11 protein-coding genes are annotated in these 18,437 nt (G+C 45.8%); 4 read left to right on the forward strand and 7 right to left on the reverse strand.

Translation table 11 applies throughout. The features are described 5' to 3' along the window. Positions 1-294: 294 nt before the first annotated feature. The gene (locus H8K33_RS06435; RefSeq protein WP_222613316.1) at positions 295-1,452 is read right to left on the reverse strand and encodes a CsgG/HfaB family protein; all 1,158 of its coding nucleotides are present in this window, start codon (positions 1,450-1,452) and stop codon (positions 295-297) included. A gap of 245 nt (positions 1,453-1,697) precedes the next feature. After that, complete coding sequence (locus H8K33_RS06440) at positions 1,698-3,434, reverse strand: M1 family metallopeptidase (RefSeq protein ID WP_186890161.1); 1,737 nt, start codon at positions 3,432-3,434, stop codon at positions 1,698-1,700. Positions 3,435-3,749: 315 nt separating this feature from the next. On the opposite strand from H8K33_RS06440, the gene H8K33_RS06445 reads away from it, so the two are divergent. After that, the gene (locus tag H8K33_RS06445) at positions 3,750-5,495 is read left to right on the forward strand and encodes a M14 family metallopeptidase (RefSeq protein ID WP_186890162.1); all 1,746 of its coding nucleotides are present in this window, start codon (positions 3,750-3,752) and stop codon (positions 5,493-5,495) included. Between the two features lies 1 nt (position 5,496). Further along, positions 5,497-7,284: a M14 family metallopeptidase gene (locus tag H8K33_RS06450; RefSeq protein WP_186890163.1), complete on the forward strand. Its 1,788-nt coding sequence runs from the start codon at positions 5,497-5,499 to the stop codon at positions 7,282-7,284. Positions 7,285-7,547: 263 nt separating this feature from the next. Here the strand turns inward: H8K33_RS06450 and H8K33_RS06455 are convergent, their stop codons facing one another. From H8K33_RS06455 to sppA, 3 genes are all read right to left on the reverse strand, one after another. After that, positions 7,548-8,276, reverse strand: coding sequence for a hypothetical protein (locus H8K33_RS06455; RefSeq protein WP_186890164.1), 729 nt, complete (start codon positions 8,274-8,276; stop codon positions 7,548-7,550). A gap of 135 nt (positions 8,277-8,411) precedes the next feature. Beyond that, complete coding sequence (locus H8K33_RS06460) at positions 8,412-9,152, reverse strand: helix-turn-helix domain-containing protein (protein WP_186890165.1); 741 nt, start codon at positions 9,150-9,152, stop codon at positions 8,412-8,414. Between the two features lie 217 nt (positions 9,153-9,369). Continuing rightward, positions 9,370-11,238: a signal peptide peptidase SppA gene (sppA, locus tag H8K33_RS06465; RefSeq protein ID WP_186890166.1), complete on the reverse strand. Its 1,869-nt coding sequence runs from the start codon at positions 11,236-11,238 to the stop codon at positions 9,370-9,372. 529 nt (positions 11,239-11,767) lie between these two features. Between sppA and H8K33_RS06470 the strand changes: the two genes are divergently transcribed. Together H8K33_RS06470 and H8K33_RS06475 are read left to right on the forward strand one after the other, a co-directional pair. Beyond that, positions 11,768-12,874, forward strand: coding sequence for an S-(hydroxymethyl)glutathione dehydrogenase/class III alcohol dehydrogenase (locus H8K33_RS06470; RefSeq protein WP_186890486.1), 1,107 nt, complete (start codon positions 11,768-11,770; stop codon positions 12,872-12,874). A gap of 192 nt (positions 12,875-13,066) precedes the next feature. Continuing rightward, positions 13,067-14,734: a peptide chain release factor 3 gene (locus H8K33_RS06475; protein WP_186890167.1), complete on the forward strand. Its 1,668-nt coding sequence runs from the start codon at positions 13,067-13,069 to the stop codon at positions 14,732-14,734. Positions 14,735-14,807: 73 nt separating this feature from the next. On the opposite strand, the gene H8K33_RS06480 is transcribed toward H8K33_RS06475, so the two are convergent. Both H8K33_RS06480 and clpB read right to left on the reverse strand, forming a co-directional pair. Continuing rightward, the gene (locus tag H8K33_RS06480; RefSeq protein ID WP_186890168.1) at positions 14,808-15,362 is read right to left on the reverse strand and encodes a GNAT family N-acetyltransferase; all 555 of its coding nucleotides are present in this window, start codon (positions 15,360-15,362) and stop codon (positions 14,808-14,810) included. Between the two features lie 448 nt (positions 15,363-15,810). Beyond that, a complete protein-coding gene (gene clpB / locus H8K33_RS06485; protein ID WP_186890169.1) occupies positions 15,811-18,396 on the reverse strand; it encodes an ATP-dependent chaperone ClpB in 2,586 nt (861 codons plus the stop codon). Between the last annotated feature and the right edge of the window lie 41 nt (positions 18,397-18,437).

Below are 18,437 nucleotides of genomic sequence, written 5' to 3' on the forward strand. Positions count from 1 at the left end.
AGACATTCTCACTGGAAACAAATTCAGTATCCAAGTTGAAAAAGCTAGTGTCAATCCCTTTCAACTGATCAAGCACTCAAAGCGCTATTTCGCTCAACTTATCATTAAGAAAACGTTTAATTTGCAACACAAATGTATAAAAATAGTATGGCTCTATATTTGACGAGACGATATTGAATTTCACGAAAAAATAGTCAAAAAAAACAGACGAATTGATCGTCTGTTTTTTTAGAGTTTGCTCGTTTTGAACCATCATGTCGAACAATTATGTCGAGCTAGATAGATAAAAATTAACTACAACTTGTGCCCATTAAAGGTTCCTTGGCCTGCCTGATTTCCATCCCACTGCCACATTCCAACAACCGTACCGGTTTTTAAATCAACATTACCCAAGAACTTCGCATTACCGGCTTTTCCACTTCCAGACAATTGCATTTCACCGTCGGGACTTACGGTGCCAGACACATTAAAATTAAAATTATATTTAGTCGATTTACCCATGCCGGTTACGCTGCCATTTTTATTGATCATAACATTGACGCTGCCTTCGTCATCGCCCGCAAACTTGACGCTATACATACCTGGCAATCCTGGTGCCGCTGCAGTGCTGCTGGTGCTTGCCGCTGGCGCTGTCACTGGTGTTGGTTGCGCATACTGCTGCGCTGCTACCTGTGAAGGTGCAGTTGCCTGTATTGAATTGGCTGCATTATTTTTAGAAGCTTGTGAAGTTGCCTGTATCAACTGCTCTTTATTTCGAACAGTTTGTACGATCTTGTTGTAATTATCGAGCAAGCTCGCTGCAATTAATTTCCCTTCAGGCGTCTTGCTATAACCACCGGCACTGGCCCAACCAAATCCCCCCCAACCCCAACCGCCCAAACTAAAATCCATCTTGCTTGCTTGACCTTCTGCGCTGGCAACTTGGATACCGGAACGTACGTCGGCTAACAACAATGTCGTTTCTGCTTCTTTAAATTTTACGCCGCCAGCGAGTCCACCCAAAGCACCAAGCGCACCACCGAAACGCCCCAACAATCCGCCAACCGCACCACCAACGCCGCCGGTGTCGCTAGCAAACTGAACTGATGGTGTCATGACGAAATCCGCAGCCTGCAATTGCCCGCCACCGACATTAGAACCTTGTTGTAACTGGCCGGCGGACGCTAATTCACGTTCCTGCCGAATGTTTTGCATCGCCACGCCACGTTCTACTACCGTAAAACAACCAGATTCTTCAGCGATCATTCGCAACATCGTGGAAGGTGAGCCTAGCTTATAAGTCGAAAGTGACGCCAACATATGACTCTGTGGTTCAACTACGGCTAAGGTGCCCAGATTCTTGCTACATTTTTCAATTGCACCTTTTTGTATGCTTTGTGCTTGAACATGCTCTGCAGAAGCCAAACCAACAACAAGCGAAGCAGCAATTATCGAAAAGTGAGGGTATTTCATCATTGACATCCTTTAGCTTTGAAATGATCGATTAAAGACATCGATCAATGTAAAAAATCAAAGCTGCAAGTATATCTTAAATAAACACCAACATCTTTTCGCATCCGACAAGAGGTAGACTTGAGACGACAGTAGTCAATTCATCCGCTACCGAAAAAAATCGGATGAGCAACAATGATCTGACACCACGTTGCGCATCCCATTTTTTAATCCATTGATTGACGTCTAGTCCCTTGATTTACTGATTACTTCACTGCCCTTGCCAAACGCGCTTTCGCCTGCACATCGGCGAGCCAAGCTTCGATTTGCGGTTCATGTTTCAACAACTTCGCTGCCGGGTCAATGGTCAATGTTGCATGCGCAGGTAATTGAATTTGCCCTTGCCCCTTCTCCATCGCAACACGCACAATTTTGTTATTCACACTCACTTCCACCGGCAACGGGAACGCACTACCATCAGGTAATTTCCATGCAAGCTTGAGGGTATTTCCTTCGCGCGTTGAGCGTAATTCTGGCAAGGCAGCATGCATTAAGTAGCCTTTAAAGAACCAGTTCCATTCTTTCTTGGTCACTTGGTTCACGATCTGAATAAACTCTTTAGTTGTACTGTAACGCGGAGAAAAATTGCCTGGTTTAGGATCATTACGGCCATAAATCAACAAACGAACCGCTTTAAAAAATGCTTCATCGCCAATCTGCCCACGCAAAGTGTGTAAGATATGTGAGCCTTTAAAATACACATCATTGCCAGGCCCATTTGCCACTTCTTTTTCACTCATAGAATGGCCGGTCACCATCGGAAATTTATTCACGATTCGCAAACGCTGCTCATGCATACCAACTTGGTAATCACGCTCGCCGCGCAAATACTGCAAGTACAAAGGCTGCATATAGGATGCAAAACCTTCATGCAACCAAAAGTCGTCCCAATTTTGATTGGTCATTTGATTACCAAACCATTCGTGTGCAAACTCATGATGCAATAGCCAATCATATCCATGCGGCGATTTTTTATACTCATTGCCGTAAGCATTAATGGTTTGATGCTCCATTCCAAGGTGGGGTGTTTCGACTACGCCCATTTTTTCATCACCGAATGGATAAGGACCAAATTTGCTCTCGAAGAAATCTAACATCGGCGCAAATTCAGACATCAGGTGTTTTGCTTTTTCCTGGTTACCTGGCAAATGCCACATCTTCAATGCGATGCGATTACCAAAGCGACTTTGATAATTATCTTCGAGTAGTTCGTATGGACCAACGTTCATCGCAATTCCGTAGGTACTTGGGTGTTTGATTTGCCAGTGATAGGTGCGCCAGCCGTCTTTCTCATCCATACCTTGCGCGATACCATTACCCGCGACAACGAGCGGAGAAGGCACCGTAATGTGCAAGCTCATCAATTGAGGTTTCCCCATCGGATGATCAATACACGGCCAGAATAAATCACAACCCTCACCTTGCACCGCCGAAGCTATCCAAGGAGCACCAGTAGACGTTTGACTCCAGACAAAACCGCCATCCCAAGGCGCGCGTTTTGCAATACGCGGAACACCTTGATAGCGGATATTCACTTCTGCAATTTCACCTTTATTCATCGCCTGATCCAGGTTCAAAAACAGGCGACCGTCTGGATTGCTGATGGCATCACTATGCAATGCTTTACCATTAATACTCACGGACTCAATCTTGAGATTTTTGTCTAGTTCCAACACCAAGCGTTTTAATACTGCATTCGCCTTAAAATTTAATACCGCATTCCCACTCACACTGCGGGTCTGTGGATCTAGTTTCAAACTTAAATCAGCTTTTTCAAAAATCATCGCTAACTGTTCAGCGGTACGCTCCGTTCCTGAACTCATCGTAAATGCCGTCGGTTCTGAGGATGCTGGCAACGAGGCTGATGTCTGTGCTGAGGTCTGTGCTTGTGCCAAACCACTAAATGCCAGTGTCAGCGCCAAAGATAAAGTAGTGAGTTTCATAAATATGTGTCGTCAATGAGGAATTCAAAAATGGGAAGCAAATGCGCATCAAATAGGATCTACACAAAATTCGCTAGCCAGTGCACCGAACAGATCACACTACAAATGTACGGTGAAACAAGGGTAACGACGCTAGTGGCTATTTTGCGAAAGCCTCGTCTAAATATATTTAGAGCATAAACGACTTAATTAAGTTCCACAAGCTTAGGCTCTTAGGATACAAAGTCTGCGTGTCGAGAGCATTCTTCGTTTCTTGACGTTGAACTAAACACAAATGAAGATAGTCCAAAGCGCACATTTCCAATGGAGGGTGACATGGTAAGACCATTTAAAAAAACAGTTTTGCAACTAAGTATAGGACTCAATCTGGGATTTGCTGCATTGTCTAGTATGGCGGCAAGTCCAGATTATCGTAATTTCGAAACCATAGAAAAACAAATTCAAGCATTCGCGCAAAAGCATCCAGAACGTGTCAAATTACAAGTGATCGGCAAGAGTGCTGGCGGTGACGCACTCTATTTTGTGCAGATTGCGGGGGCTGGAAAAACCAATCCGAATAAACGACCTGCTTTATTTGTCGGGGCGAACATCGCTGGATTTCATCACGCCGGCTCAGAAGCCGCGATGCATTTGATTGAAACGCTAGCGACCTCCAAAGAGAAGAAGATCGAGGAGTTATTAGCAAACCGCACTATTTACATTGCACCAGCGCTTAATCCCGATGCACACAATGCTTTGTTCGCGACACCACGTCAGCTACGCGCAGGCATTGATGGCAAACTTGATCGTGATCTGGACGGATTAATCGCTGAAGACGGCGCTGACGATCTTGACGGTAATGGCATCATCACGCAAATGCGGATCAAAGATCCCGCTGGCGATATGATCATTGATCCCAAAGACACACGTCGCATGATCAAGGCCGATGTCAGCAAAGGTGAACGCGGCACACATCGCGTCTACATCGAAGGCAAAGACGACGACAAAGATGGCGTCTACAACGAAGATGGTGTTGGCGGAATTCATCCTGATCGCAATTTCCCTGCCGGCTTTCCAGTGGCTGATGCCAATGCCGGACCATGGCCTGGCGTCACTTCAGAAAGTAAATCCATTATGGATGCGGTCTTAGCGCACAAAAATATTGCGATGGCAGTGGTGTTTGGCCCTGCCAATCAATTATTGTCTGCACCAACTGGATTTGAACGCATCACGCCACCAGGTGCAACACCTGCGGCTGAAGCCAATAAAATTGAAGCAGATGATTTAAAAACATTGGCAGGCTTGGGCGACGTCTATAAAAAATCCTTAGACCAAGCGGGCTTAGACAGCAAACGTAGTGCAAAACAAACCGGCAAAGGTAGTCTGGCAAATTGGTTGTATTTCCACTATGGTGTGCAGACAATTGAACTCGATGTATGGGGAGCACCAACACCCAAAGCGCCCACTACCGACAGCGCAACGGCAAGTGCAAATCCTACAGCTCGCCCTGCCTCAGCAGCAGGCACAGCAACCAAAGCCGATAGTGAAAAAGATCTACTCAACTATCTGAGCACCAATGCGCCAGAATCCATCATCGCGTGGAAAGCAATAAAACTTCCTGATGGCACTGAAGTTGAAGTTGGTGGTATCGCTCCATATGCAGAATATGCACCATCGGCAAAAGTGTTAGAACCTGCATTAAAAGTGCATACCAGCCAAATTCTCGACTGGAGCGGTAAATTAGCCCAATTAGAAATTTTAGAAACCAAAGTGGTAGCACAAGGTAATGATGTTTGGAAAATTAGTGCTGTCGGTGGTATCCAAGGTGAGCTTCCTACCCACACAAGATTGGCAACACGTATGCGCAATAAGCTCCCGGTTCGTTTGGAAATGCGTCCGGGACAAGGCGTCACGGCATTAACGCTCAATCGTGCAGCAACCGTTGAACGCCTAGAACCTGCGACTACCATCAAAGCAGAATGGTTAGTCAAAGGCAGTAAAGGAAGTACGGTCGATATCGGCTTATGGACTTCACAAGCGGGACAGGCAATGACGACAATTACTTTGGGAAAGGCAAACTGAAATGAAAACGACAATAACAAGCAAAATGCAATTTCAATTGTCAGCGATGAGTCTGGCCTTAGCCATGAGTGGTATCAGCAGTATCAGTGTGGCTGATACGGTGAAACCACCACAACCCCACTTCAATCGCGTGCATCACAACAAAGAAATTGTCGATTACATGAAAGGCTATGCTGCGGCCTATCCGAATTTAGTCACGCTCAAGAGCATAGGCAAAACCGCCGCTGGTACCGATATGTGGATGCTGACCATCAACAACGAGAAAACTGGCAAGGCTGGCGACAAACCTGCGACTTATGTTGACGGTGCCATTCACGCGAACGAAGCGCAGGCAGCAGATACGGTGCTCTACACCATCGACTACATTCTGAAAAATTATGGCAAGCTAGAAAAAATCACCGAAACCGTTGATCGCTCGACTCTGTACTTTGTGCCTAGCGTCAGTCCGGATAGCCGGGCGAAGTGGTTCGACGAGCCATCAACCGCCAGTTACCCACGTTCATCACCTTGGCCGTTTGACGACGATCGTGATGGCAAAGTCGATGAAGATGGTCCTAGCGATGTCAACAAAGATGGCGTTATCACATCGATGCGTAAGAAAGTGCAAATGGGTTTAGGCAATCGCAAACTCGACCCGAAAGATCCACGTGTTTTGCTACCGCTAGAACCGGGTGAACTGGGTGATTATCTCTTGCTCGGTCAAGAAGGCGTTGATCAAGATGGTGATGGCATCATGGGCGAAGACAGCATAGGCTACGCCGATCCAAATCGCACTTGGGGTTATGACTGGGCGCCACGCTATATTCAAAACGGCGCGACTGATTACCCATTGCAAATTCCAGAAACCCGCAGCATTGCGAATTGGGCACTTGATCACTTAGAAGTGTCTAGTGTGATTAGTTTCCACAATTCAGGGCGCATGATTTTACGCGGCCCTGGCTCACCAACGCAGACCCCAGTCAATGCCGCTGACAATCGAACCTTTGATTTCCTCGGGCGCGAAGGTGAAAAAATGATGCCGGGCTATCGCTATATGATTACTTGGCGTGATCTCTACACTGCTTATGGCAGTACCACCGATCACTTCTACGGTATTGTTGGAGCGTTTGGCTTTGTACCTGAACTATTTGGCCGTGTGATGGACGATGCCAATATTGTGCGTTTCGATCCTGCACCAAAAGTTGGCGATCCTGTTCGTCCACCAACGAATGAACCTAAAGGCTATGATCAAATGAAATGGAATGACATGCTGACGTTTGGCCGTCAATTCATTCCATTCAAAGAAGCCGATCATCCGCAGTATGGCAAAGTCGAGGTCGGTGGCTGGCGTCAAAATACGGGCCGTATGCCAGAAGGCTGGATGCTGGAAGAAGAAACCCACCGCAATGCAGCCTTTGTGTTACTCAATGCCATGCACGTACCGAAACTGCGCTTTTTGGAACCCACTGTCAAAAAAGAAGCACGCAATTTATGGCGAGTTGAACTGCCTTTGGTCAACGAACGTGCGATTCCTAGCGTCAGCAATATCGTGATTGCGAACAAACTACATCGCGTTGATCTGGCAACGGTGAACGGTGGCAAAGTGCTCGCCAGCGGTATCGTCCGCAATCCTTACACCAATCAAATTGACTTGCAAGAACATCGTCCTGAGCGCCTGATGGTCAATGGCGTGCAAGGCTTTGGCAATACGACTTTGTACTTCTTGGTAGAAAGCAGTGGCGGTGAAATCGTCGTCAACTATGACAGTATTAAGGGCGGGAAATTGAGCCAGAAGGTTAGCTTAAAATAGGCTGATTTCGAGCTTCGAGCTTTACACATCAAAGAAAAAGCCACCATGTATTTTGCATGGTGGCTTTTTTATGCTTTGATATGAATAGAGCTCACGCAAAACAGACGCTGGCATTGTTGGTTCGCCTCGCCCCCTGCCGTCGCAGGGTCAGTCCAAGCAACCATACTGTCTTCGGCTTCCCACCCCCGACTAAGACATTCGAGGGCAGGCTCTAGCCAGCGCAATTTTGCGTAAGTCCTAATGAATCGAATCAATACCGAATTTTAATTGCCCGGCGTAATACTTTTAACGACTTTACCAGCCTCATCCAACATCTGAATTTCTGCCTGACCTGCCGCACTGACCAATAACATCATACGCGTGCGCCCTTTGGCATCTTTCAAACTGAGCGCGGAACCTTTATCGCGTGTATTGCCAAGATAAATCCTATTTTCAGAGAGACGTCCTTCATCCGACAATTTTTTCCAATACCCAGCTTGCTCAGCGGCGGGTAATTTTTCTGCCTCTGCGGCAAATTTCTTCATATCGTCCAAAGACGTGGTCTTATACATCGGCACATCATTGATGCGTATCCCAGTTGATTGATGATTGGCACCATCAGTACTAATCAATTGCAAAGCCTGATCTTGGCGGAAACGATCAAAGGTCAACGATAGACCAGCATCGATTTTGCCATTTTCTGCAATGCTACCCTTTTGAATGAAACCACCATTTTCGGTACCTTCTTCATTCACAAAAATCATCCCAGCAAAACTACGACGATCTGGGCGAGCACCTTCTTTTCCTTGATGAAAATCGCCAGGAAATTGAGCGCGATTAGAAATCACCATGCGCTTTGTACCATCGGGCTCAACGATATTAATCCGGCCTACGGTGATTTCATCAAATCGTTCGTGCTTAACCGGCTCTCTGGCGCCAGTTAAAGCAAACACCGCAGCCAAAGCCGCTGCCATTGTCGTTGCACCTGCAAAAAAAGTTCTGATTTGTGACATGGTTTTCCTTAAAAATTATAATAGTGAAACAAAATTTGGTAGACCGATTAAAGATTGACCCAATGTTTTATTGGGCTAAATCAAGAAATTAAACAACCGTATCAAAAGAAAGTAACTATAAAGAATTCGTAGAAATCATTGTGTTTGAAGTTTGCGTAATCGCCATTCCATAAAGAACCCTAAAATTCCTCCAAAAATGAATAGACCACCAATGAACTGTAAAACTCGATTCTCAAAAGAGCGGACATAGGTCACATGAACTCGATCAAATTTACGCCGACCTCCCTCAACATTCTCATAGAACACAGTGCCAAAATCACGGCTTTTCTCCACCGCCAAAGGCCGTTTTCGCTTCTCATCGAATTCAGCAATCTGCCGCGAGTATTCTTCATAAGTGATGATTTTGGCATGCATCCTCATGTTCTGAATTTTCGCAAATTGTTCAAATACATCTTCTGGTTCATTCGTCAGAAACACACCCGGTGATTCATACTTGTATAAATTATTGGAAAAAAAGATGCCTTCGTTGGCACCCAGTAGAAAAGCAAACCCCAAGATGCAGGAGAATGCTGATCCGAACAACCATTGCTTCACGCTGTGTGTCTTAACGATCATGCTTGTATTCAAATATGCAGCGACTTCGGGAATTTGCTTTAGCGAAGTCTGCAAAATTTTGCTATCAATATCTTTCAGAAATTCTCTCGGATCCATATCCAAGGATCGCAAAATCGCTTGAAACATATCTGCTGAAGGAACCGATTTATCGTTTTCTAATTTCGACAAATAGGATTGTTCAATGCCAATTGCCTCCGCCATTTGCGGTTGAGTCAGGTTTTTCTGAGTTCGAATTTGCTTTAATTTGTCACCAAAATTCATCGGCGTGTCCTCTTAATTTAATGTTCTCTCATTTGATTTAAACACCGCAAAACGCAATGTTCAAGCCATATTCTTTGGTATTCATGCAGAAATTGAAAGCTGAATATGGCTGAATATCAATGAATATGATGATATCCACATAGTTTTTTAATTTACGGACAAAAAAAAGGGAGGCTAGTTGCCCCCCCCTTCTTTAACTGACTCTATCGAATTTAGATCAAGGCAAAGTGCACATGCAATGTGCCATCACCATATAACTACGATTTTCTTTTCTCAAATCTGCCAACCAAGCCAAATCTTTAATCATCTCGGTCGCTGCTGCTGGTGGGATACCGCTTGGCGCTACTGCGACTTTGAATTGATCATTAATCGCACGCGCTGCTGCTTTCGCTGCACCATCTTCAAACATACTAAAGAAACGATCAAACTTAGATGGTTCACGTTCGATATAAGTCACACGATAATCACTACCCAATTTAGCGAGTGTCGCTGCCGATTTCAACGCATCTTGAAAACTACCAATACGGTCGACCAAACCACGCTCTTTTGCCTGCTCGCCAGTCCAGACACGACCTTGTGCAACCTCATCGATTTTTTCTGGTGTGGTTTTACGTGCTGCAGCAGCTTTCGTCGTAAATTCAGAGTAAATATTGTTGATGCCTAATTGAATCACTTCGCCAAATCTTGGGTTCATCGGACGTAAAGGATTAAATGAATCACTCAACCAGGTCGTCGTAGTGCCAGCAGTATGGACGCCAATCTTGTCCAAAACTTTATCTGCTGTTGGGAAAATTGCAAACACACCAATCGATCCAGTGATCGTCGCAGCATCAGCAATCACTTCATCGGATGACATTGAAATCCAATAACCACCAGATGCCGCCACATTACCCATAGATATAACGACTGGCTTACCAGCTTTGCGTGTCAACTCTAACTCTTGACGAATTAATTCAGAGCCAAATGCGCTGCCGCCAGGAGAGTCAACCCGCACCACGACCGCTTTGACTTGTTCATCTTCACGTGCTTTGCGGACTAAATTTGCAGTCGACATACCACCGATCGCACCAGGTGGAGCATTGCCCTCACTGATTTCACCTTCAGCCACAATCACCGCAACCGCAGGGCCAAAAGAAAAGTGATTTTGCGCTTGTAAATAATCGTCAAAATTAACCTGCTTAAAGCTCTTAGTTTGCTCGTCTTTAGCGCCCAATCCCAACATCATCTGACGCAATTCATCACGTGATTTCAAGCCATCAATTAACTTAGCATTCACTGCAAATTGGGCGACGCTACCATTTGCTGCTTTCAGCATCTCTGGCAAGTTATTAATGCTCGTCATGACCGAACCAGCGGGGAGCTTGCGCGCTTTTTCTACGCCGTCGGTATATAACTTCCACATCGCGTTATACAAAAAAGCCTCGGCTTCGGAAGATGCTTGAGAAGGTCCATTTGCAATATACGGCTCGGCAAAACTTTTAAAGGTGCCGACTTTCAATACATTGACTGTAATACCGATTTTGTCTAATGCATCTTTGTAATAATTACGGTAACCGCCAAAACCGCTCAGCATGACATTTCCCATAGGGTGCATATAAACTTCATTCGCATGGGCAGCCAAATAATACTGGCGCTGATCAAAACTAGATCCCCAAGCGATTACCTTTTTACCACTGGCCTTGAATCGCTCTAAGGCGGCGGCAACTTCCCTCAAAATTGGTAAACCAGCGCCCTGCATTCCATCTAACATCAAGATCGCATGATTGATCTTAGGATCTTTAGTCGCTGCATCAAGCACTGTCAACACGTCGCGCAATTGGGTTGAACGTTTGTTCTCACCCTGAACTTCTGCCAAGAAAGCATCGCTTGCGCTTCCTGCATGCTGTTCTACCATTTGCCCTTTAAAATTCAATATCAATGCAGTTTTATCGTCGATCTTTAATTTATCAGATGAAAACATGGCATTAAGCAGCAAGATCACCAGTAGCAAAAAAATAAAATTGATGACGAAACGCCGACTTGTATCGACCGCATTCCAGAACCACTTAATACCTTGCCCGATTGAACGGAAGGGCGTAAAAGCCATGATAACTCCTGATTAATGACTACAATTGACCACAATAACGACAAATTTGAATTCGAAACGAAGCTAAGAACTGATGCATCAGACCGCATGTTCGCCCATTTTATCCATACTTATTCAATATGCTAAGAGAAGTTCACAATTTCTCATACCGAGAGCGCAACAATCCTGCCCCGTAAATCCCTTTCAAACCGAACATAAAATGCTTGCTTGAGAAAATATGCTAAAGATTTTAGCGGATCTGAAGAACCACAGCATAACAAAATGAGAAAGCCAAAATAAGGTTAAAATCCGGTTCAGGAAAATTGAAGAACAAATCCATTTCAACTTTTAACCCAGATTTTCCATTAGGATTTGTGATGATGGCGGATGCACTTTTTGAGGCAGTTTTGTTGTGAATAAGGCGTCAATAGCTAGCTATTGACAAGGAAGAGCAGCAAAAATGGCCCAAAAATGCGCCGTTAGCACACAAATAGCACCGCAAGTGCGTCTAATGGAAAATTTGGGTTTAATTCAGTACGAGAACAATACAATGAAAACCAAAGCCGCCATCGCCTGGGAAGCAGGAAAACCACTGACCGTAGAAGAAGTCGATTTACAAGGCCCGCAAGCTGGCGAAGTCTTAGTCGAGATCAAAGCGACTGGTATTTGCCACACTGATTACTACACTTTATCGGGCGCTGATCCTGAAGGTATTTTCCCAGCGATTCTTGGGCATGAAGGCGCAGGCATTGTGGTTGATGTCGGTCCTGGCGTGAAGAGTCTGAAAAAAGATGATCACGTGATTCCGCTTTACACCCCTGAATGCCGTGAATGTAAATTCTGCCTCTCACAAAAAACCAATCTATGCCAAGCCATCCGCAGTACCCAAGGACGTGGCTTGATGCCGGATGCAACCAGCCGTTTTTCGATTGATGGCAAGCCGATTTTTCATTACATGGGCACCTCAACGTTTTCTAATTACATCGTCGTTCCAGAAATCGCGCTGGCAAAAATTCGTGAAGATGCGCCGTTCGATAAAGTTTGCTACATCGGTTGTGGCGTAACGACTGGCGTTGGCGCTGTCTTGTTCACAGCAAAAGTGGAAGCTGGTGCCAATGTAGTCGTATTTGGTTTAGGCGGTATTGGATTAAATGTGATTCAGGCAGCACGCATGGTAGGCGCGAATAAAATCATCGGCGTCGATATCAATCCAGCCCGCGAGAGCATGGCGCGCAAATTCGGTATGACGCACTTTATCAATCCGAAAGAAGTTGGCAATGTCGTTGATGCCATCATAGGCTTGACCGATGGCGGCGCTGATTACAGTTTTGAGTGCATAGGCAACACAACGACCATGCGCCAATCCTTAGAGTGCTGCCATAAAGGCTGGGGACAATCCATCATCATTGGCGTCGCTGCTGCTGGTCAAGAAATCAGCACTCGCCCATTCCAATTAGTCACAGGCCGGGTCTGGAAAGGCTCGGCTTTCGGTGGTGCACGTGGGCGTACTGACGTACCAAAGATCGTCGATTGGTACATGGAAGGTAAATTGAATATCGATGATTTAATCACGCATAAATTGCCGTTAGAAAGAATTAACGAAGGCTTTGATTTGATGAAGAGTGGTGAGTCGATTCGGTCTGTGGTGGAGTTTTAAACGCGGTCGTATCAACATTTAGCGTAACAAAGAAACTATCAGCATCGCTTAATTATCAAGGAAAGCGATGCTGATCGTAATTATTTATCATCAAAAATTAGCACGACACTTCATTCTCCCCCAGCAAAAATAAGAAGCCGCTAGGTCAGCATGTTAAAATGCGCGGTTAATTTCTACTACAGAACTCCCGCAATGACCGATATCACCAGCACTCCAGATAGCAACGACGAACAAGACAGCGTTGCCATTAAAAAAGTCTCTACCGACCTGATCCGCAAAGAAGTTGCGCGTCGTCGTACCTTTGGCATTATTTCTCACCCGGATGCTGGTAAAACCACATTGACGGAAAAGCTATTAATGTTCTCGGGTGCGATTCAGTTAGCAGGTACGGTCAAAGCGCGTAAGAGCGGTCGTCATGCGACATCCGATTGGATGGAAATTGAAAAGCAACGTGGTATTTCGGTGGCATCTTCTGTCATGCAGTTTGAATATCGCGATCACGTCGTCAACTTACTCGATACCCCGGGTCACCAAGACTTTTCCGAAGATACCTATCGCGTATTAACTGCGGTAGATTCAGCCTTGATGGTAATCGATGCTGCGAAAGGTGTGGAAGAACAAACGATCAAGCTGTTAAACGTTTGCCGTATGCGCAATACGCCTATCATCAGCTTCGTCAACAAGATGGACCGCGAAACTCGCGATCCTTTGGAATTATTGGATGAATTGGAATCGGTCTTAAAAATCCAATGTTCACCCGTCACCTGGCCTATCGGTATGGGTAAAACTTTCCGCGGTGTGTACCACATCCTGAAAGACGAGATCATGTTGTTCACGCCAGGTAGCGAACGTGCTGATCAAGAATTTGAAGTCGTCAAAGGTATCGACAATCCTCGTTTGGCGGAACTATTCCCGCTGGAAATCGAACAATTAAAAATGGAAGTCGAACTGGTGCACGGTGCGTCACATCCTTTCGATCTCGCCGCCGTTTTGGCAGGTACACAAACGCCAGTATTTTTCGGCTCTGCGATTAATAACTTCGGTGTGCGTGAAATCTTGAACGCACTACTCGACTGGGCACCAGCGCCGCGCGAACGCGATGCTACCGTGCGTACCGTTGCGCCAACCGAAGAACCATTCTCTGGTTTCGTGTTCAAAATCCAAGCGAACATGGATCCAGCCCATCGCGACCGCATTGCCTTCTTACGCGTCTGCTCTGGTCGCTTTGAACGCGGCATGAAGCTCAAACATTTACGCATTAATCGCGACATTAAAGTGTCTTCGGTTGTCACCTTCATGGCATCGTCACGTGAACAAGTTGAAGAGGCCTACGCAGGCGATATCATCGGTTTACCAAATCACGGCAATATGCAAATCGGTGATAGTTTTTCCGAAGGTGAATTACTGCAATTTACGGGCATCCCCTACTTTGCGCCGGACTTCTTCCGTATCGCACGTATCTTAAATCCACTCAAAACCAAGCAATTACAAAAAGGTTTACAGCAGTTAGGTGAAGAAGGCGCGGTACAGGTATTCAAACCTATCGTTAGCAGTGATTTGATCCTCGGCGCGGTCGGCGTATTGCAGTTTGAAGTGGTCGCTAGTCGTTTGAAAAATGAATATGGCGTCGACGCTGTATTCGAAGGCACCAGCATCAGCAGCGCGCGTTGGATTACTTGTGAAGATAAAAAAATGCTGGCCGATTTTGAACGTTCCAGTGCAGGCGCTAACGTCGCTTATGATGCTGCAGGCAATATGGCCTACCTCGCTAGTTCTGGCGTGAATTTGCGATTGACGCAAGAGCGCTGGCCGGATGTGGTGTTTCATGCGACGCGGGAACATGCTGCGAAATTAGATTAATCACGATATCTGTAAAACTCAAAAGCCCGTACTGTGAAAATAGTCCGGGCTTTTTTGATTTGCAACCAACTGATCAAGCTATTTCTAAACGCATACGCTCAAAACGTATCGTCACACCGTCGGGTAAAGTGTCTGACACATCTTCGATTTTCTTAAAACCCAAGACCTGATAAAACGGCACGCCAGGCAGCGTCGCCATCAACTCCAAGCTAGTAAAGCCGTGCGCTAATGCTGCTTGCTTACACGCTTCGAATACCGCTCTGCCAACACCGCGTCGCGCTGCATTTGGTGCAATGAAAAAAGCGCGGATTCTGGCAGGGTCGTGGGCGGGATCAAGAAATTCATCAGCGCCCATCGGTCGCTGATCTCCACCATATAAAGTACGACGGCGACTCCAGCCGCCACAGCCGGCTAATTCACCATCGAGTATGGCGGTGAAGTAACTGCCATCATTAACGAGTGCGGTATCCACGCCAAAAACATATTTGATTGCGGACTCTGCTTCTTGCTCAGTATAAAAACCACGACTCAAGACGCGGGCTGATTCTACGATCATTTGATTGAGTTGCGGGACTTCTTCCAGCGTACTTGGTCGGACAAATAATTGTGGGTTTGTTGTCGATGTCATGAAATCCTCTTACGCATTTGCTATTCACTGGTTGTTGAAATCACGTCTCACATAGACATGAAAAGAGACTAAGTTCGGTTTTTCATTGGCAGGTGCACCCAAATCCAGATTAGCTGTAAGCCCAGTTCCCGCCCTTTCAAGGGACGGGTTAGGGTGGGGATGGGTTAGATTGAACCATAACTATCGTCATTTATTCGATTAAACCCATCCCCATCCCAACCTTCCCCTTGAAAGGGAAGGAGTAAAACGAACATTCTAATCGTTTCAAGCAAATCTCTATTTTGCTTAGCGTAGTTGGAATTGCACCCTTCCTACTTTTGCAGCAAAATCGTTCTTCACTCCAGCCTCATCAACAGAATATACACAAAAACGCACAAAAAACAAAACCGCAGAATTGCTTCTGCGGTTCGTGCTTTACCACTAAATTTACGACAAAGTTTTGACTCTTCTATTTGAACGCTAAAACGCCATCGACCACATCCACCACAATCACATCTTTAGGTCCAAATTTGCCTTGCAACATTAGCTTAGACAAAGGATTTTCTATCTCTTGCTGAATCGCACGTTTTAAAGGACGAGCGCCATACACAGGATCGAAACCAGCTTCCGCAATTTTTAACAAGGCAGCATCCGTGACTTGTAAGCCCATGTCCATTTGCGCCAAACGTTTATTCAAAGTTTCCAACTGTATCTTGGCGATAGCACCGATATTTTTCGCATCGAGCGCATGGAAGACAACAATCTCATCAATACGATTAATAAACTCAGGACGGAAATGCGATTTCACCTCACCCATCACTGCCATTTTAATCACGCTAGGATCACTGCCTTCCATCGCTTGAATCTGATGCGAGCCAAGATTCGAAGTCATGACAATCACGGTGTTTTTAAAATCCACCGTACGTCCTTGTCCATCGGTCATACGGCCATCGTCGAGAACTTGCAGCAAGACGTTAAACACATCGTGATGCGCCTTCTCCACTTCATCCAGCAAGATCACGCTATATGGTTTGCGACGTACCGCTTCGGTCAGATAACCGCCCTCTTCGTATCCAACATAGCCCGGTGGTGCGCCGATTAAACGCGCAACAGAATGCTTCTCCATAAACTCGCTCATATCGATACGAATCAATGATTCCTCAGTATCAAACATGAAGTTCGCCAAGGCTTTGCACAACTCGGTTTTACCAACACCCGTTGGTCCCAAAAATAAGAAAGAACCGTAAGGGCGATTTGGATCGCCTAAGCCTGCACGTGAACGTCGTATTGCATCCGATACCGCTGTGATCGCTTCATGCTGACCGACCACACGTTTGTGCAGAGCATCTTCCATTTGCAAGAGTTTTTCACGTTCGCCTTGCATCATACGAGAGACGGGAATGCCAGTTGCACGTGACACGATTTCTGCGATTTCTTCCGCACCAACTTGGGTGCGCAGTAATCTTGGTTTGCCACCTGTCTCTGCATTTTTTGCCGCTTGTAAATCAGCCGCTTTCAATTGCGCTTCAAGTTCCGGCATACGCCCATATTGGAGTTGCGACATGGTTTGCCAATCGCCTTTACGTTTGGCATCATCCATTTGCAAGCGAATTTTTTCTATCTCTTCTTTGATGTGGGTGCTACCTTGCACCGTAGCTTTTTCAGCCTTCCACACTTCTTCCAAATCGGCATATTCACGCGAGAGTTTTTTGATCTCGTCTTCAATCAAGACTAGGCGTTTTTTCGAACTATCATCTTTTTCACGTTTAACGGCTTCTTTCTCAATTTTCAATTGAATCAAACGACGATCAAGCTTATCCATGACCTCGGGTTTAGAATCAATTTCTATCTTAATTTTTGCGGCTGCCTCATCAATCAAGTCAATGGCTTTATCTGGTAAAAAGCGATCGGTGATGTAACGATGCGACAACTCCGCCGCAGCGACTATCGCCGGATCGGTGATATCGACGCCATGATGGACTTCATACTTTTCCTGCAAACCGCGCAAGATCGCAATCGTTGCTTCAACGCTAGGTTCATCGACGATGATCTTTTGAAAGCGACGTTCAAGCGCTGCGTCTTTTTCTATGTATTTGCGGTACTCATCCAAAGTGGTCGCGCCGACGCAATGCAGTTCACCGCGCGCCAAAGCAGGTTTCAACATATTGCCAGCATCCATTGCGCCTTCGGCTTTGCCGGCACCGACCATGGTGTGCAACTCGTCGATAAAGACGATGGTTTGACCTTCATCTAAAGCGATTTCTTTCAGTACCGCTTTCAGACGTTCTTCAAATTCACCACGGAATTTGGCACCGGCTAACAAGGCAGCCATATCTAGCGAAAGTACGCGTTTTGATTTCAAACTATCGGGCACTTCGCCATTCACAATACGTTGTGCCAAACCTTCGACAATCGCAGTTTTACCAACGCCAGGCTCACCGATCAACACCGGATTATTTTTACTGCGACGTTGCAAGACCTGAATCGCACGACGAATTTCATCATCGCGTCCAATCACAGGATCGAGCTTACCAAGGCGTGCACGTTCGGTTAAATCTAAGGTGTATTTTTTTAAGGCTTCGCGTTGACCTTCTGCTTCTGGCGAATCGACATTGACACCACCACGCACGCCTTTAATTGCCGCTTCTAAAGCGCTACGGGTTAAGCCATTTTCACGTGCAAGCTTGCCCGCTTCAGACTTATCATCAACCAAAGCAAGCAAGACCATTTCACTGGCCAAAAATTGATCACCACGTTTTTGCGATTCTTTGTCGGCTAGATTAAGTAGACCTGCAAGTTCTCGTCCTATCTGCACTTGACCGTCGGTTCCGGTAACTTTTGGCAAGCGATCCACTGCACTTTTGAGACCATTTAACAGGCCATTTATATTTATACCAGCACGTTGCAACAAAGAACGCGCTCCGCCGTCATCTTGGTTAATCAAGGCAAGTAAGACGTGCACAGGATCAATATATTGGTTATCATTACCGACTGCCTGACTCTGTGCATCGGCTAATGCTTCTTGCAACTTTGTGGTCAATTTATCCAAACGCATAATGCCTCCTAAAACAGATTCAATGATTAATTGACTGTTAG

The organism is Affinundibacterium amnicola, assembly GCF_014284275.1.
GTDB classification, from domain to species: Bacteria; Pseudomonadota; Gammaproteobacteria; order Burkholderiales; family Burkholderiaceae_D; genus Undibacterium; species Undibacterium amnicola.

Coding starts and splice junctions, on each gene's coding strand:
- H8K33_RS06435 (WP_222613316.1), bottom strand. CDS start 1,452: ATGAAATACCCTCACTTTTCGATAATTGCTGCTTCGCTTGTTGTTGGT.
- H8K33_RS06440 (WP_186890161.1), bottom strand. CDS start 3,434: ATGAAACTCACTACTTTATCTTTGGCGCTGACACTGGCATTTAGTGGT.
- H8K33_RS06445 (WP_186890162.1), top strand. CDS start 3,750: ATGGTAAGACCATTTAAAAAAACAGTTTTGCAACTAAGTATAGGACTC.
- H8K33_RS06450 (WP_186890163.1), top strand. CDS start 5,497: ATGAAAACGACAATAACAAGCAAAATGCAATTTCAATTGTCAGCGATG.
- H8K33_RS06455 (WP_186890164.1), bottom strand. CDS start 8,276: ATGTCACAAATCAGAACTTTTTTTGCAGGTGCAACGACAATGGCAGCG.
- H8K33_RS06460 (WP_186890165.1), bottom strand. CDS start 9,152: ATGAATTTTGGTGACAAATTAAAGCAAATTCGAACTCAGAAAAACCTG.
- sppA (WP_186890166.1), bottom strand. CDS start 11,238: ATGGCTTTTACGCCCTTCCGTTCAATCGGGCAAGGTATTAAGTGGTTC.
- H8K33_RS06470 (WP_186890486.1), top strand. CDS start 11,768: ATGAAAACCAAAGCCGCCATCGCCTGGGAAGCAGGAAAACCACTGACC.
- H8K33_RS06475 (WP_186890167.1), top strand. CDS start 13,067: ATGACCGATATCACCAGCACTCCAGATAGCAACGACGAACAAGACAGC.
- H8K33_RS06480 (WP_186890168.1), bottom strand. CDS start 15,362: ATGACATCGACAACAAACCCACAATTATTTGTCCGACCAAGTACGCTG.
- clpB (WP_186890169.1), bottom strand. CDS start 18,396: ATGCGTTTGGATAAATTGACCACAAAGTTGCAAGAAGCATTAGCCGAT.